Origin of the sequence: Streptomyces subrutilus (assembly GCF_008704535.1) — a bacterium.
Classification (GTDB): domain Bacteria; phylum Actinomycetota; class Actinomycetes; order Streptomycetales; family Streptomycetaceae; genus Streptomyces; species Streptomyces subrutilus.
Map to the genome: position 1 here is coordinate 1,033,627 of NZ_CP023701.1, position 15,798 is coordinate 1,049,424.

The window sequence follows — 15,798 nt, forward strand, 5'->3', positions numbered from 1 at the left end:
GGCGTCAGTCCTCGCCCTCTCCCGGCGCGCCCCGTCCCCCCGGCTCGCCCGACGCCTTCGCCAGGAGTTCCCGCAGCAGGAGTTCGTCGCTCGGGGACAGGGCGGTCACGAAGCTGGTCAGCACCGCCTGCCGGTCCGCGCCGCCGTCGAGGACCTTGCGCATCCGCAGCGCCGCCAGCCCCGCCTCGTCGGCGACCGCCGTCCACCGGAACGACCGGCCGGAGCGCTCGCGGACGACGGCGCCCTTGACCTGGAGCCGGGTCAGGATGGTCATGACCGTCGTGTAGGCGATGCCGCCGCCGATCCGCTCCTGGACCCGGCCCGCCGTGACCGGCCCGGTCTCCTCGCCCAGCGCGGCCAGGACCCGGGCCTCCAGCTCGCCCTGCCCGCGCCGGCGCGGCGGCTGCCGCGTGCCGTCGCCGTCCTGGTGCTCCACGGCCGTCCACCTCCTGTCCGAAACCCGTCCATCCTAACGACCGCCCGCGGCTTACCGGCCGGTGCCCCGCCGCGCCGTCAGCCCTGGCCGGCCCCCAGCCGACGGACGACCTCCTCCGACAGGCGGCGCTGGAGTTCGGCGAGCTGCTCGGGGGTGTAGGCCTTGAGGTCGCCCACCTGGCCCGGCGAACCGGGTGCCTCCTCCTTCGGTTTCTGCTTCTCCTGCTCCCTGCGCTGCAGTTCCTGTTCCTCGACCGAGCCCGGGGCCGCGTACGCGCACCGGATGAGCGAGCCGTCGGCGGCCTTCAGGCAGGTGGCCTCGCGGCCGCCGATCTGGCCGCGGCCCTCCACCCGGTAGCGGATGTTCTGCTCGCTGCCGACCGTGGCCGTCCAGGTGCTGCCGCCCGTGGGGACGACCTCGAAGACCCGGTCGTCGTTGTAGCAGCAGACGTCCCGGTACTCGGCCTTGATCAGGGCGACGAGGGCCTTCGGCGAGGACCACGTCGGGCTGAGCCGGTGCACGGTCATCGGGGCGAGGTCGCCGCCCTGGTGGCGGGTCGGCAGGGTGGACACGGCCACCACCGAGCTCGCCTCGCCCTGCGGGGTGAGCGGGGTGACGTACGCGCTGCCGCCGGCCGCGTCGCGGTAGCGGAGGGTGAACTCCGACTCGTTGCCCGCGTTGGCGCCGTCCTCGGACTCGTCCCAGCCGCTGCGCTCGAACCACCAGTCGGCGAAGCTGCCGACCGCGGCCGTCGCCTCCCGCTGCCGGGACGCGAGGCTCAGCGGATAGGACGGCCCGGGCACCGCGGTGGTGTCGGTGGTGAGCGTGAGCCTGCCGGTCCGCCCGTCGTAGAGCGCCAGCCCGGCCGGCCGCTCGGTGACCACCAGCCACCCCGTCTGGCGTTTGAGCGGGACCACCACGGTCGGGGTGCCGCCCGAGCAGGTCACGTAGACGTCGTCCGCGTCGAAGCGGACCCAGCGCCGTCGGTCGGCGATCTTGCGGCCGAGGTTGTGCGTGAACCAGCCGCCGACGCGCGCGTCCGCGACGTCCACGTCGAAGGCGCAGCTCTCCTGGCTGCGGCTGCTGCCGCCGAGCGGCACGTCCTGTACGAGCCCGACCTCGTATCCGGACAGCCAGCCGCGCCGTTCGACGAGGGTCGCGAACCGGTCCGAGTCCGGCAGGTAGGTGATGTCGGATATCTCGCCGGTGACGTCACCGAGGTGCGGGGCGGCCTGCGCCTTGCCGACCACGTAGGGCGCGCGGGCCGTCAGCTCCGGGACCGGGGTGGAGACGATCTGCACGTTCTCCATGTAGGCCCGGTCCTGGAGGTAGGCGCCGTACACCAGCCACCAGACCGTGATCCCCACGCCGAGGGCGGCGCCCAGGCAGCCGAGCACCACGGCCGCGTTCTCGCCGCTCCCGCCGCCCGACCTCCTGCGCACCAGCCACACCACCAGCCACACGAGGCCGACGAACGCCGCGACCAGCAGCGGCGCCGCCAGCCAGGAGAGCAGCTTGCGCAGCTCCCAGACCGCGATCGTGGTCACGTACGAGGCGTACCAGACGGCCAGCCCCGCCAGGATGATCGGTATGCCCCACCGCAGTGCCCGTCCCATCAGCGTCCCCCCGACGTCGTTTCCCCCGATTCTGCCCGCCGCACCGGGGTGTGTCAGCGGCTCGGCCGCTCCCGTCGCCGGGACACGCGTCCGGCCGTCCACCGGAGGGGCGGACGGCCGGGACGGGTGCGCGGCGGTCGGTGCCGGGCGCGCGCGGTTCGGGGGTGTGCCGGGTGCTCAGACGATGCCCTCGGCGATCTCCGCCTGCTCCCGGGCGTTGCCGTACGCGGACGGCGTGCCGTACGAGCGCCGGGCGACGTACCACCACACGCTGGCCAGCAGCAGCACCACGGCCAGGGCGATGACCGCGTAGTTCATCGAGTCGATGGTGACCGGGGACTTCTGCGGCAGGCAGAACAGCACGGTGACGGCGGCCACCCAGACGACCGCGATCCAGCCGATCGGCTTGCTCCAGCGGCCCAGGCTCCACGGCCCGGGCTCGAACCGGTTGCCGGCGCGCAGCCGCAGGTAGATCGGGATGGCGTAGGCGGGCGTGATGCCGATGACGTTGATGGCCGTGACGGCGCCGTAGGCGGTGGCGGAGTAGAGCGAGGGCAGGGCGAGCACGCCCGCGACGACGACCGAGAGCCACACGGCGGGAACCGGGGTCTGGGTGCGGCTGCTGACCTTGCGCCACACGGCGGATCCGGGGAGCGCGTTGTCGCGGCTGAACGCGAAGACCATGCGGCTCGCGGCGGCGACCTCGGCGTTGCCGCAGAACAGCTGCGCGACGATCACGACGAGGAGCAGGGCGGTGGCGCCGCCGGAACCCAGGGCGTCGAGGAAGATCTGGGCGGGCGGAACGCCGGTGGCGCTGCCCTGGACGGCCGCGTAGTCCTGGATGGCGAAGGTGAGGCCGGCGAGGAGGGCGAATCCGGCGATCCAGGAGACCCAGATGGCCCGGACGATGCCCTTGGCGGCGGAGACGGAGGCGTTCGACGTCTCCTCCGAGAGGTGCGCGGAGGCGTCGTACCCGGAGAAGGTGTACTGGGCGAGCAGCAGGCCGACGGCGGCCACGTAGAACGGGTTGGCCCAGCCGGTGTCGTTGACGAACTCGGTGAAGACGAACGAGGCCGACTGGTGGTGGTCCGGGATGAAGGCCAGGGCGCCGACGATGACCGCGACGCCGGCGAGGTGCCACCACACGCTGATGGAGTTGAGCACGCTGACGAGGCGGACGCCGAAGAGGTTGAGCGTGGCGTGCAGCAGCAGGATCGCGAGGAAGATCAGGAAGGTGGAGCCGGGGGTGGGGACGAAGCCGAACTGGAGGTTCAGGAAGGCCCCGGTGAACAGCGCGGCGCCGTAGTCGATCCCGGCGATGGCGCCGAGCAGGCCGAGCAGGTTGAGCCAGCCGGTGTACCAGCCCCAGCGGCGTCCGCCGAGCCGGTCGGCCATGTAGTAGAGCGCGCCCGAGGTGGGGTAGGCGCTGGTCACCTCGGCGAGGGCGAGGCCCACGCACAGGACGAAGAGGCCGACGCCGACCCAGCCCCACAGCATCACGGCGGGGCCGCCGGTGCCCAGCCCGAAGCCGTACAGGGTCATGCAGCCGGAGAGCACGGAGATGACGGAGAAGCTGATGGCGAAGTTGCCGAACCCGCCCATCCGGCGGGCGAGGACGGGCTGGTAGCCGAGTTCTCTGAGCCGCTCCTCCTCGTCCTGCGGGGGTGGGGCCTTGCGGTCCTGGCGAGCGGCCCAGGCGGTTCGGGACATGGTGGTACCTCCGGGGGTGGTGGAGCACGGGGACGGTGGGGCGGTCGGCCGCGCGGCGGGGGCGGGCCGGTCCGGGCGGCGGTCGGGCCGGCGGGCCGGTGCCGGCCGCGGGGGTCCGGCGGGGTCAGTCCCGGCCGGCCAGGCTGCGGGACCTGGCCTGCAGGAACACTTCCTCGGCGAGCGCCTGGTCGGCCGGATCGCGGGTCCGGTAGGCCCAGGGCAGGGTGGTCCAGTACCGGCCGATCGCGTCGAAGACCCGGGCCGCCTCGCCGAACTGGAGGGCTCCCCAGAGGGAATGGGCGAGGTGGTTCACGTCGAGCGGTGAGGCGTAGCGCGGTTCGGTGTGCCGGAACCAGGAGTCGAGGGCGCGGGCGGCGTCCCGGACCGCGTCCTCGGCGACCCAGTGCAGGTCCAGGGCGCGGTCCTGGCCGCGTTCGCGGCGGTAGCGCTCGACGCGCACGTAGAGCGGCAGGACGTGGACGGGCGAGCCGGGCGGCGCGCCGCCGGCCGCCCAGTGGACGAAGTTGGCGGCCTCGGAGAGCGGCCCGGACGGTCCCGCGTACACGAACTGGAGCATCCGGTGGTACGCCTCGCGGTTGTACGGGTCCCGCTTGTCGGCCTCGGCGAGGATGCCCCAGGGGCCGAAGGGCAGCATCGGGCCCGGCGGCGGGAGCCGGTGCTCGTCCATCTGGCGGCCCTCGTCGAGGAGGGCCAGGGCGAGCAGGCAGACCCAGGGGACCGGGTCGGCGGGGCTGAGGGCGGCGGTGTCCCGGCAGGCCTCCCAGGCCTGCTGCCACAGCTCGCGCGTGCGCGCGTGCCCGGCGCGGTGCGCGCGGACGGCCCGTTCGACGGTGACCCGGGTGTGCATGACGGTGGCGGCGACGCTGCGCGGCTCCTCGCTGCGCCAGGCCTGGACCACGTCGGAGCCGGCCGCGACCGCGGCGAGCACCTGGGTGCGCTGGGTCCACAGCCCCCAGCCGTCGGTGCGCCCGAGCAGCTGCGCCATCGACACCCAGCGGCCGGTGCGCAGGTCCTGCACGGCGGTGCGCAGCTCGTTGTCGTGACCGGCGGGGTGGTAGACGGGCCGGAAGTCGCCGCCCGCCATCACCTCGTCCCGGTCGGCGGGCAGCCCGGGCGGGCGCGTCGTGCGGTGGTCGTGGTCATGATTCCTCGGTATCGCGTGGAGAGTGGATCCGTCCGGCGTTCGGCTGCCGCGCCGCCTTTGCCGTACCGGCACCGGGATACGCGAACCGTGTGGGAACTGTTCGATGGATACCGGCCGTTGACCTACGGTCGATACCCCTTGCCGATCACTTCCCGTTGATCGGCGATCACTATAGAGCGAGTGGAAGCATCTGCATCCAGTTTCTTGTTCGAGCGCAAACATCAAGCCATGGCCACGATATGACATGGCATCAGTAAAGTGACCCCGACGCCTGAAGGATCTTGACGTGCGAGGTCCCCCTGGTGAAGGCTTCCGGGCGACGATCGACGATGCCGACACCAGGGACGGAGCGGTGATGACGGGCCCGGTGCTCGCTGTCGACCAGGGGACGTCGGGGACCAAGGCGCTCGTGGTGTGCCCCGTGCGCGGGGTCATCGGCTCCGGATACGCGCCCGTCCGCCCCCGCCACCTGCCGGGCGGCCGGGTGGAGGTCGACCCCGGCGAGCTGCTGGATTCGGTCGTCGGCGCCGGACGCGCCGCCCTCGCGGCGGCCGGCGAGCCGGTGGTGGCGGTGGGGCTCGCCAACCAGGGCGAGACCGTGCTCGCCTGGGACCCGGTGAGCGGGGAGCCGCTGACCGACGCGATCGTGTGGCAGGACCGGCGCGCCGCCGACCTCTGCGACGAACTCGCCCCGCTCGCGGAGGCGTTGCTGCGCACCACCGGGCTGCCCCTCGACCCGTATTTCGCCGCGCCCAAGATGGCCTGGATACGCCGCCACCTGACCCGGCGCGGTGTGGTGACGACCAGCGACGCCTGGCTGGTGCACCGCCTCACCGGTGCGTTCGTCACCGACGCGGCGACCGCGGGCCGCACCCAGCTGCTCGATCTCGACACCGTGGCCTGGTCGGCGGCGGCGCTCGACGCCTTCGGCCTCGCGGGAGAGCGGCTGCCGGAGATCGTCGACGCGGACACCCGCGTGGGCACGACCGGCGCCTTCGGGCCCGAACTGCCGCTGACGGGCCTCCTCGTCGACCAGCAGGCCGCGCTGCTCGCCCAGCGCGTCACCGAGCCCGGCACCGCCAAGTGCACCTACGGAACCGGTGCGTTCCTCCTCGCCCAGAGCGGACCGCTGCCCCGGCGCAGCGCGTCCGGGCTGGTCGGCTGCGTGGCCTGGCGGCTCGCCGGCCGGACCAGCTACTGCCTGGACGGACAGGTGTACGCGGCCGCGGCCGCCGTGCGCTGGCTCACCGACCTCGGCGTGATCTCGGGCCCCGGCGACCTCGACACCGTGGGCGGCGGCGCGGCCGACGCCGGCGGCGTCACCTTCGTGCCCGCCCTCGCCGGCCTCGCCGCCCCCTGGTGGCGCGGCGACCTGCGGGGCTCGGTCACCGGCCTGGGCCTCGACACCACGGCCGGCCACCTGGTGCGCGCCCTGTGCGACGGGATCGCCGCGCAGGTGGCGGAGCTCGCGGACGCGGTCGCCGCCGACCTCGGCACGCCCCTGGCCGCCCTGCGCGTGGACGGCGGACTGACCCGCTCGGCGGTGCTCATGCAGACCCAGGCCGACCTGCTGGGCATCCCGGTCGAGGTGTCGGCGCTGCCGGACGCCACCGCGCTGGGCGTCGGCGCGGTGGCCCGGCTCGGCCTCGATCCCTCGCTCACCGTCGACGAGGCCGTCCCGCGATGGCGGCCGTCCGCCGTCTACGAGCCCCGGATCGACGCGGGGCGGGCCGCGGAGCGCCGGGCGCGGTTCCGTACGGCGGTCGCGGCCCTGCTCGGCGACGGCCCGGCGTGAGCCTCACCACCGCCGGCGCGCTGCCGGGCGGCACCTATGACGTGACGGTCGTCGGCGCCGGGGTGGTCGGCTCGGCCGTCGCCCGCGAACTGGCCCGGCTCCCCCTGCGGATCGCCCTGGTCGACGCCGCCGACGACGTGGGCGACGGCACCTCCAAGGCCAACACCGCCATCCTGCACACCGGTTTCGACGCGGTGCCCGGCTCCCTGGAGGCCCGGCTGGTGCGCGACGGGCAGCGGATGCTCGCCGCGTACGCCGCCGAGAGCGGCATCCCCGTGGAGCCCCTCGGGGCGCTCCTGGTCGCCTGGGACGAGGAGCAGCGCGCCGCGCTGCCGGGTCTCGCCGACAAGGCCGTGCGCAACGGCTACCGCGCGGCGCGCCTCGCGCCGGCCGAGGAGGTGCGGGCCCGCGAGCCGGAGCTCGGGCCCGGGGTGCTGGGAGCGCTCGACGTACCGGGCGAGTCCGTCATCTGCCCCTGGACGACCACCCTCGCGTACGCGACCCAGGCCGTCCGGGCCGGCGTCGACCTCCACCTGAACTGCCCCGTCACCGGCGTCGCCCCGGGCGATCCGCACACCGTCGCCACCGGCCGGGGCGTGCTGCGCACCCGGTACCTGGTCAACGCGGCCGGCCTGTACGCCGACCGGATCGACCGGCTCCTGGGCCACGCGGAATTCACGGTGACGCCCCGGCGCGGCCAGCTGATCGTCTTCGACGAACTCGCCCGCGGCCTGGTGCGCCACATCCTGCTGCCGGTGCCGGGGGCCCTCGGCAAGGGCGTGCTGGTGTCGCCGACGGTGTACGGGAAGGTGGTGCTCGGTCCGACCGCCGAGGACCTCGACGACAAGACCGCCACCGGCTCGACCGCCGAAGGGATCGCGCTGCTCCGCGAGAAGGGCCGGCGCATCCTGCCGGCGCTGCTGGACGAGGAGGTCACCGCCGTGTACGCCGGGCTGCGGGCCGCCACCGAGCACGAGGACTACGCGATCCGGTCGCATCCCGCCCGGCGGTACGTCGCCGTGGGCGGCATCCGCTCGACGGGCCTGACCGCCTCGATGGCCATCGCCGCCCACGTGGTGGAGCTGCTCGCGGAGGGCGGGCTGCCGACGGCCGGCGCGCGCGACCTGGAGCCGGTGCGGATGCCGAACCTGGGCGAGGCCTTCCCCCGGCCGTACCGCGACGCCGCGATGATCGCCTCCGACCCCGAGTACGGCCGGATCGTCTGCCACTGCGAGCGGGTCACCCGCGGCGAGATCCGCGACGCCCTGGCCGGGACGGTCCCGCCCGGTTCGCCCGACGGCCTGCGGCGGCGCACCCGCGCGCGGGCCGGCCGCTGCCAGGGCTTCCACTGCGGGGCCGCCGTCCGCGCCCTGTTCGAGGAGGCCCGCCGGTGAACCGCGCGGTCGACGTGCTCGTCGTCGGGGCGGGCCCGGCCGGACTGGCCCTGGCCGCCGGTCTCGCGGCGGCGGGCGCGGGCCGGGTGGAGGTGCTGGAACGCGACGAGCACGCGGGCGGGATCCCCCGCCAGTGCCACCACGGCGGCTTCGGCCGGGCCGGGGCGCTCGGCGACCCGGGCGCCCTCGCGGACCTCCTCGGGCTCGGGGCGTACGGCGCGACCGCCCGCCTGCGGCGGCAGGCGGAGCGGGGCCGCCCGGATTCGGCCCTCGGGCTCCGAGGGCCCGCGTACGCGCGGCGGGCCGTCGCGGCCGCGGTGGCCGCCGGGGCCGTCGTGCGCACCGGGGTCTGCGCCACCGGCTGGGCCGGACCGCTGTCCCTGGAGACCACCGGCCCGGCGGGCCCGGAGCGGATCACGGCCCGGGTCGTCGTCCTGGCCACCGGCGCCCGGGAGCGCCCCCGCAGCGCCCGGCTGGTCCCCGGCTCCCGGCCGGCCGGAGTGCTGACCACCGGCGAGCTCCAGCAGTCGGTGCACCTGTACGGGCAGTCCGTCGGCCGCCGGGCCGTGGTGGTGGGCGCCGAGCCGGTGGCCCGGCACGCGGTGCGCACCCTGCGCCGGTCGGGGGCGGAGGTGGTGGCGATGCTCACCGGGCACCGGCGCGCGACCGCCCTGCCGGGCGTACCGCTGCTCACGGCGACGACGGTGGCCGAACTGCGCGGCCGGGGCCGCCTGTCGGGCGTGGCCGTCCGCCACGAGGACGGCCGCTCGGGTCTCCTCGCCTGTGACACCGTGGTGTTCACGGGCGACTGGATCCCCGACCACGAGCTGGCCCGGCGCGGCGGCATCGCCCTGGACGCCGGCACCCGCGGCCCCTCCGTGGACGGTGCGTTCCGTACGGCGACCCCGGGCGTGTTCGCCGTGGGGAACGCGCTGCGCGGCGTCGAACGCGCCGCCACCGCGGCGGCGGAGGGCGCGGCCGCCACGGGCCCGGTACTGGCCCGCCTGGCCGGTGCGCCCTGGCCGGAGCCCGGTGCGCGGCTGGACGTCCGGGCGCCGTTGGCGTGGGTGACGCCGAACCGGATCGTGGAGCCGGCCGTCCGGCCGCTGCTGCTGCGCTCCGGAGAACCGCTCGACCACCCGGTGGTGACGGCCTCCCAGGACGGCCGGCCGCTGTGGCGCCGGCGGTTCCCCGGACCGGTGTCGCCGTCACGGTCGCTGCGGCTGTCCCCCGGCTGGACCGCCCGGGTCGACCCGTCCGGCGGTCCGGTCGTGCTGTCCCTCGGCTGAGCACGGGACGGACGGTCCGTCGGCCGGCTCCGTCGGCCGGCCGACCGTGCGCATCCGGCCGTAGGCGTAGACGCATCCCGCGAGGGCCAGGTCGGACAGCAGCATGAAGCCGATCGCGTACGAGCCCTCGGCGCTGTAGACGGCGCCCATCACCAGCGGGGGTACGAACCCGCCCAGGCCGCCGACCGCGCCCACGATGCCGGTCACCGTGCCGACCTGACGTTGCGGGGTCACCTGGGCCACCAGGGCGAAGACGCTGCCGCCCGCCGCCCCGAGGCCCGCCGCCATGGTCAGGAAGCAGACGGTGCCCAGCGGCGCCAACGGCGGGTCGAAGGCCTGGACGACCGCGAACACGGCCACCGCCCCCAGCGCCCAGGCCGTCACCCGCGCGGGGTGGACCCGGTCGGAGAGCCAGCCGCCGACGGGCCGGAAGACCACGGTGACCAGGGCGAAGCCGGCCGCCCGGGTGCCGGCGTCGGTGGGGGTGAGCTCGTACCAGGTCTTCAGGTACGTCGGCAGGTACACGCCGAAGGCCACCACCCCGCCGAAGCCCACCGCGTACAGGGCCGACAGCTCCCAGGTGGTGCGCAGCCGCCCGGCTCCGGCCAGGCGGGTGGCGAGCGGGGCCGCGGGGGCCGTCCGGCCGGGCGGGTCGGTGATCAGGAGCGCGGCCAGGACGGCGTAGCAGGCGAGGGCCGCGGCGACGACGAGGAACGGGAGGTTCTCGCCGTGCGCGGCGATCCGGGGGGTGAAGTAGCCGGAGAGCGCGACGCCTCCGGTGCCCATGCCGAACACCCCGATGGCCGCGCCCCGGCGGTCGGGCGGGAACCACCCGTTGACGAGCGGCACGCCGATCGCGAAGGTGGTGCCGCCCAGCCCGAGGAGGAAGCCGGCGCCGAGGAGGGCGGGGTAGGAGTCGCGGGCCGGGATCAGCAGCAGCACGGGCAGGATGGTGAGCGCGGCGACGAGCGGGAACATCCGCCGGGCCCCGTACCGGTCCGTCAGGGCGCCCACGGGCACCCGCCCCAGGGAGCCGACGATCACCGGCACGGCCACCAGCAGGGACTGCTGGACGGCGGTCAGGCCGAGCCGGTCCTGGTAGTCCGCTCCGAGCGGGGCGATGAGGTCCCAGGCCCAGAAGGTCAGCGTGAAGCCGATCGTGGCCATGACCAGGTTCCGGTACACGCGCTCTCCTCCGTGCGGCGCGCGCCGGGCGGCACGGATGCCGCCCGGGACATCCACGACATCCGCGGCATCCAGTGAGGAACCGTATCCAGTCCGGTCCGCGGACCGGTTCATCCGCCGCGCGTCAGGAGGAATTCGCCCCTCCCGGCGCCTCGCCCCGCCCCACGGGTCAGCCGTCGGTGGTCAGGCCGCCCTCCACCGGGTCGAAGTAGTCGCGCGCCGACATCTCGGCCCCGTCCTCGGTCCGCACCCGGGTCAGCGCCAGACCGCGTCCGGGCGCCCCGCTCGCGTCCGGGCCGGCCACGATGACCAGCCCGTCCGGCACGGACCGCACCACGCGGCCGGGCGCCCCGCCGTACGGGTGCTCGGTGGCGGAGGCGGACAGGACCTCCAGCCGGCGCCCGCCGTGGTGCGTGTAGGCGCGGCCCTCGGCGCCGGAGCGGGTCCGGACGAACCGCTCGATCGCCTCGGCCGGCCGGTTCCAGTCGATGCGCAGCGCCTCGACGTTGCGGACGGCGCCCGTACGGCTGCCCGCCGCGGCGGCGGCCGGGGCCGGCAGGCCGGGGTCCTCGTGCACGGTGTGGGAGGGGCTCGCGTCGAAGTGCCGGTGCACGCGGCGCAGCAGGGAGCCGAGTTGGGCGCGTTCGGGAACGGTCAGCGGGGCGAGGAACTCCTCGTCCGCGGAGGCGATGTCCGCGTTGAGCGCGCCCAGCGCGGAGCGGCCCTCCCCGGTGAGTCCCACGACGACCCGGCGGCGGTCCACGGTGTCGCGCGCGCAGTCCACGTACCCGGCCCGGGACAGGTCGTTCACGATCTTGACGAGATCGCTGGCGTTCATGTCGAGCCGTGTCGCCAGGGTGCCCTTGGCCTGCGGCCCGAGGTCGGAGAGGAGCGCGAGCACGGTCAGGTGCCACAGGCGCAGTCCGTGGTCGGTCAGCTTGGCCGTGAGCCTGCGCCGGGCCGCCTTGCCGATCATGTAGACGAGGTAGGCGTTCAGGTCGAGCACGCTGGGCGGGGTCGCGCTCACCGGCTCTCCCTGCGCCCCCGGCCCCGGACCGGTGTCCGCGGCGGCGCCGGTCCCGGCGCGGCCGGCGCCCGGTCCGCCGGTCCGTACCGGTGCGCCCGCGGTGGCGTCCGGGCCGGCGCTCCCGGGTACCCGTGGTGCGCCGAGCGTCACGTCGGCGTTGGCCAGGGCGCTCAGCACGAGCGCCCAGTCGGCCTGTGTGTTCCCCACGCCGATGATGACGAACGGGGACCGCGCGGGGTCCCCGTTCGTCCCCGCGGCGGCCGATTGCTCCATCAGCTCTCCCTCATTCCCCGTCATTCCCCCTCCGTTCCGACACGGAGCGCGACCGGCGGAAAGACACCGCCGCCGCACGGATCGGATGATCCGCGCGGCGGCGATGGCCCGGCCGGCGCCCCGGGGCCTCGGCGGGGCGCCGGCCGACCGGTCGGCCCGTGGCGACTGGTCGTGCAGCCCGTCAGGGACGGCCGGTCAGGTATCCGCCCATCGAGGTGAAGTACTCCGTGGCGGGCAGCTCGCGCCCGTCCTCGGTGCGGACCCGCGTGACGGCGAGTCCGTGGTTGCGCCCGGTGCGGGCGTCGGCTCCGGCGACGATGACCACGCCGTCGCCCTCGCGGTAGAAGATGCGGCCGGGCGTGCCGCCGTACGTGGCGTCGGACACGACCGCGGCCACGATCTCCAGGCGCTTGCCCCGGTGGTGGGTGAAGGCGCTCGGGTAGGGGGCGGACTGGGCCCGGACCAGACGCGCGAGGTCCTCGGCGGGCCAGGTCCAGTCGATCCGGATGTCCTCTTCGGCGCGCTTGTGGAAGAAGCTCGCCTGCGAGCGGTCCTGCGGGGTGAAGTCGGTGCGGCCGGAGGCGATGAGGTCGAGCGCGCCGACGGTCACCGGGGCGATCAGGTCGACCGTCTTGTGGAAGAGGTCGGTCGCGGTGTCGGCCGGGCCGACCGGTACCGCCCGCTGGACCACGATGTCACCGGCGTCGAGCTCGTCGTCCATCAGGTGCGCGGTGACGCCCACTTCGGGCTCGTTGTTGATGAGCGCCCAGATGAGGGGGGAGAACCCGGCGTACTTCGGCAGCAGGGAGTCGTGCACGTTGAGCGTGCCGTGCCGGGGGAGGTTGAAGATGTGCGGCGGGATCCAGGTGCGCCAGTTGTTGGCGACGATGATGTCCGGGTCCGCTTCCTTGAGGCGCGCGAGCAGTTCCTCGTCGTCCGGGCGGTTGCGGATCACCACGGGCACGTCGTGCTCGGCGGCGAGGTCGGCGACCGAGTCGCTCCAGATCTTCTCGTAGGCGTGTTCGCTCTTGGGGTGCGTGACGACCAGCACCACGTCGTGCTCGGAGTCCAGAAGCGCCTGCAGGGTGCGATGTCCCCAGGTCTGATATCCGAACATGACGACCCGCATACGGTTCCTCCTGAGAACAATGATGGACTTGCATCAGTAAAGCAAGGCTTGCCTAACTACGCAACGTACCCTCACGAGCAGCGGGTTGAACAGGAAATTTCCCGGAAGGTACCCGCCACCCCATCGACAGATCCATATAGATCAGGTTAGCCTCACCTAAGTTCAACCTGGCAGTCGCACGTCGGCATGCCTTGCTTCCGCTTCCCCCTGACATCGGGCAAGCGGCCGCCCCCCGATGGGAGTGACATGTCACAGGCTCTTTCTGACGATGCGCCATTGATCCACGATCTGATTGGAATCGGCTTCGGGCCGTCCAACGTGGCCATGGCCATCGCACTGAGCGAGCACAACGCAGGCGTCGGCAGGGAAGGGGCGGTCACCGCCCACTTCTTCGAGCAGCAGCCCCGCTTCGGCTGGCACCGCGGCATGCTGATCGACGACGCCACGATGCAGGTGTCCTTCCTCAAGGACCTCGTCACCCTGCGCAACCCGACGAGCGAGTTCAGCTTCCTCTGCTACCTGCAGAGCCGGGGCCGTCTCATCGACTTCGTCAACCACAAGAACCTCTTCCCGCTCCGCGTGGAGTTCCACGACTACTTCGAGTGGGCGGCCGCCAAGGTCGACGACATGGTCTCGTACGGCCACGAGGTCGTCGCCGTACGGCCCGTCGAGGTCGACGGCGTCATCCAGTACGTGGACGTGGTCTCGCGCTCCGGCACGGAGCAGGTGGTCCACCGGGCCCGCAACCTGGTCATCGGCACCGGCCTGCGGCCCCAGATGCCCGAGGGCGTCGAGCGCACGGACCGGATCTGGCACACCTCCGACCTGCTGACGCGGGTGGACTCCCTGAAGGACTCCGCCCCGACCCGGTTCGTCGTGGTCGGCGCCGGGCAGAGCGCCGCGGAGAACGTGGCCTTCCTGCACCGCACCTTCCCCGAGGCCGAGGTCTGCGCGGTCTTCTCCCGGTACGGCTACAGCCCGGCCGACGACAGCGCGTTCGCCAACCGGATCTTCGACCCGGAGGCCGTGGACGAGTACTTCACCGCCCCGGAGGACGTCAAGCGCAAGCTGATCGACTACCACGGCAACACCAACTACTCCGTGGTGGACATCGACCTCATCGACGACCTCTACCGCCAGCAGTACCAGGAGAAGGTGCTGGGCACGGAGCGGCTGCGCTTCCTGAAGGTCTCCCGGCTCACCGACGTGGTCGAGACCCCCAACAAGGTGCTCACCACCGTCGAGTCCCTGGTGACGGGCGAGCGGACCCCCCTCGACGCCGACGTGCTGATCTACGCCACCGGGTACCGGACGGCCGACGGCCTGGGCCTCCTCGGCGACGTGGCGGGCCACTGCCTGCTCGACGAGCACGGCCGCGTCCGGGTCGAGCGGGACTACCGCCTCACCACCGACCCCGCCCTCCGGTGCGGGATATACCTCCAGGGCGGCACCGAGCACACCCACGGCATCACCTCGTCCCTGCTGTCGAACACGGCGGTCCGGGTCGGGGACATCCTGCAGTCGGTCCTCGACCGCGGCCCGCAGCCGGCCGCCGCCGCTGCCGCCGCGTCGAGCAGCCGCGCCACCGACGGGATCGGCTCCACCCGCTGACCCCCACAGCGTCCCCACGGCCCGGCGCGCGCACCGCGCGCCGGGCCGTGGGGACGAGCACCGCCACGTCAACAGCAGTACCCGTGAAAGGAACCACCGTGCCCTTCGGTACCCGTCCCGCCCCGTCGAGATTCGGCCGCCTCCTCCCCCGCGTGGCCGTCGCCGCGGCGGCCGCTCTCGCCCTGACCGCCTGTGGCGGCGGCGACAGCGACACCGGCAAGGCCGCCCCCGCCGAGGGCGGCGAGAGCGGAGCCGCGGCCGGCGCCTTCCCCGTGACCGTCGAGCACAAGTACGGCAGCACCACCATCGACGCGGCGCCCAAGAAGGTCGTCACCCTCGGCCTGTCCGACCAGGACGCCGTGCTGGCCCTCGGCATCAAGCCGGTCGGCTCGGTGGACTGGTTCAAGGAGCAGCCCTACGGCAAGTGGTCCTGGTCCAAGGACCTGTGGGGCTCCACTCCCCCGCAGGTCGTCGGCGAGCGCGACGAGTACAACATGGAGAAGATCGCGGCGCTCAAGCCCGACCTGATCATCGCCCAGTACTCGGGCATGAAGAAGGAGCAGTACGACACCCTGTCCAAGATCGCCAAGGTGGTGGCGCAGCCCAAGGGCTCCGAGGACTACCAGGCGACCTGGCAGGTGATGACGAAGCAGATCGGCAAGGCGCTCGGCAAGGACGCCGAGACCGACAAGCTGATCGCCGGCATCGACGCCCGCTTCAAGGCCGTCCGGGACAAGCACCCGGAGTGGAAGGACAAGACGGTCACCGTCGGCGAGCCCTACGAGCCCGGCAAGTTCTCCGCCTTCTCCCCGAAGGACCCCAAGGTCATCTTCCTGAGCGAGATGGGCTTCACCACCTCCGAGGCCTACCGCACGGCCCTCGGCAAGGAGAACGTCGCCGACCTGAGCTCCGAGCGCCTCGACGTGATGGAGGCCGACCGCACGGTCTGGCTGGGCACCGCCGACACGGAGGCCGCCATGAAGGCCGACCCGCTCTACCAGAAGACCAAGGTCCACCAGGAGAAGCGGGACCTCTTCCTGCCCTACGAGACCCCGGACATCGGCGCCGCGCTCTCCTTCAACACGGTCCTGAGCATCCCGTACGCCATCGACCAGGTGGTCCCGAAGCTCGAGGCCATCAAGTAACCCCAGTCGGTACCGCACGTGAA

The 15,798-nt window shown here is 73.7% G+C and carries 12 protein-coding genes; 5 read left to right on the forward strand and 7 right to left on the reverse strand.

Annotation, left to right across the window (positions count from 1 at the left end; all coding sequences use genetic code 11):
* Positions 1 to 4 precede the first annotated feature (4 nt).
* From CP968_RS04445 to CP968_RS04460, 4 genes are all read right to left on the reverse strand, one after another.
* Positions 5 to 436 (reverse strand): BlaI/MecI/CopY family transcriptional regulator, encoded by a 432-nt coding sequence (locus tag CP968_RS04445; RefSeq protein ID WP_150516737.1) that lies wholly within the window; start codon positions 434 to 436, stop codon positions 5 to 7.
* A gap of 77 nt (positions 437 to 513) precedes the next feature.
* Positions 514 to 2,052 (reverse strand): hypothetical protein, encoded by a 1,539-nt coding sequence (locus CP968_RS04450; RefSeq protein ID WP_150516738.1) that lies wholly within the window; start codon positions 2,050 to 2,052, stop codon positions 514 to 516.
* 177 nt (positions 2,053 to 2,229) lie between these two features.
* Positions 2,230 to 3,762, reverse strand: coding sequence for an amino acid permease (locus CP968_RS04455; RefSeq protein ID WP_150516739.1), 1,533 nt, complete (start codon positions 3,760 to 3,762; stop codon positions 2,230 to 2,232).
* A gap of 124 nt (positions 3,763 to 3,886) precedes the next feature.
* Positions 3,887 to 4,867 carry a hypothetical protein gene (locus CP968_RS04460; RefSeq protein ID WP_150516740.1) on the reverse strand — a complete coding sequence of 327 codons (981 nt, stop codon included), beginning with the start codon at positions 4,865 to 4,867 and terminating at the stop codon, positions 3,887 to 3,889.
* 415 nt (positions 4,868 to 5,282) lie between these two features.
* Here CP968_RS04460 and CP968_RS04465 point away from each other — a divergent pair, with 415 nt between their 5' ends.
* From CP968_RS04465 to CP968_RS04475, 3 genes are read left to right on the forward strand one after another with little or no spacing between them, the layout of a single operon-like run.
* Entirely contained in the window at positions 5,283 to 6,722 is a 1,440-nt protein-coding gene (locus CP968_RS04465; RefSeq protein ID WP_150521712.1) for an FGGY family carbohydrate kinase, read from the forward strand.
* Entirely contained in the window at positions 6,719 to 8,116 is a 1,398-nt protein-coding gene (locus CP968_RS04470) for an FAD-dependent oxidoreductase (protein ID WP_189828889.1), read from the forward strand. The genes CP968_RS04465 and CP968_RS04470 overlap by 4 nt, the downstream gene beginning before the upstream one ends.
* Positions 8,113 to 9,405: an NAD(P)/FAD-dependent oxidoreductase gene (locus tag CP968_RS04475; protein WP_150516742.1), complete on the forward strand. Its 1,293-nt coding sequence runs from the start codon at positions 8,113 to 8,115 to the stop codon at positions 9,403 to 9,405. Before CP968_RS04470 ends, CP968_RS04475 begins: the two co-directional genes overlap by 4 nt.
* Here CP968_RS04475 and CP968_RS04480 read toward each other — a convergent pair.
* The 3 genes from CP968_RS04480 to CP968_RS04490 form a co-directional block, all read right to left on the reverse strand.
* Positions 9,325 to 10,572 (reverse strand): MFS transporter, encoded by a 1,248-nt coding sequence (locus CP968_RS04480; protein WP_229886331.1) that lies wholly within the window; start codon positions 10,570 to 10,572, stop codon positions 9,325 to 9,327. The genes CP968_RS04475 and CP968_RS04480 overlap by 81 nt on opposite strands.
* 187 nt (positions 10,573 to 10,759) lie before the next feature.
* Positions 10,760 to 11,890 carry a winged helix DNA-binding protein gene (locus tag CP968_RS04485; RefSeq protein ID WP_150516744.1) on the reverse strand — a complete coding sequence of 377 codons (1,131 nt, stop codon included), beginning with the start codon at positions 11,888 to 11,890 and terminating at the stop codon, positions 10,760 to 10,762.
* Between the two features lie 181 nt (positions 11,891 to 12,071).
* Entirely contained in the window at positions 12,072 to 13,019 is a 948-nt protein-coding gene (locus CP968_RS04490) for a methionyl-tRNA formyltransferase (RefSeq protein ID WP_150516745.1), read from the reverse strand.
* Positions 13,020 to 13,265: 246 nt separating this feature from the next.
* On the opposite strand from CP968_RS04490, the gene CP968_RS04495 reads away from it, so the two are divergent.
* Both CP968_RS04495 and CP968_RS04500 read left to right on the forward strand, forming a co-directional pair.
* The gene (locus CP968_RS04495; protein ID WP_150516746.1) at positions 13,266 to 14,630 is read left to right on the forward strand and encodes a lysine N(6)-hydroxylase/L-ornithine N(5)-oxygenase family protein; all 1,365 of its coding nucleotides are present in this window, start codon (positions 13,266 to 13,268) and stop codon (positions 14,628 to 14,630) included.
* 98 nt (positions 14,631 to 14,728) lie between these two features.
* Positions 14,729 to 15,775: an iron-siderophore ABC transporter substrate-binding protein gene (locus CP968_RS04500; protein WP_208835976.1), complete on the forward strand. Its 1,047-nt coding sequence runs from the start codon at positions 14,729 to 14,731 to the stop codon at positions 15,773 to 15,775.
* Positions 15,776 to 15,798 lie beyond the last annotated feature (23 nt).

Coding starts and splice junctions, on each gene's coding strand:
- CP968_RS04450 (WP_150516738.1), bottom strand. CDS start 2,052: ATGGGACGGGCACTGCGGTGGGGCATACCGATCATCCTGGCGGGGCTG.
- CP968_RS04455 (WP_150516739.1), bottom strand. CDS start 3,762: ATGTCCCGAACCGCCTGGGCCGCTCGCCAGGACCGCAAGGCCCCACCC.
- CP968_RS04460 (WP_150516740.1), bottom strand. CDS start 4,867: ATGGCGGGCGGCGACTTCCGGCCCGTCTACCACCCCGCCGGTCACGAC.
- CP968_RS04465 (WP_150521712.1), top strand. CDS start 5,283: ATGACGGGCCCGGTGCTCGCTGTCGACCAGGGGACGTCGGGGACCAAG.
- CP968_RS04480 (WP_229886331.1), bottom strand. CDS start 10,572: ATGGCCACGATCGGCTTCACGCTGACCTTCTGGGCCTGGGACCTCATC.
- CP968_RS04485 (WP_150516744.1), bottom strand. CDS start 11,890: ATGGAGCAATCGGCCGCCGCGGGGACGAACGGGGACCCCGCGCGGTCC.
- CP968_RS04490 (WP_150516745.1), bottom strand. CDS start 13,019: ATGCGGGTCGTCATGTTCGGATATCAGACCTGGGGACATCGCACCCTG.
- CP968_RS04495 (WP_150516746.1), top strand. CDS start 13,266: ATGTCACAGGCTCTTTCTGACGATGCGCCATTGATCCACGATCTGATT.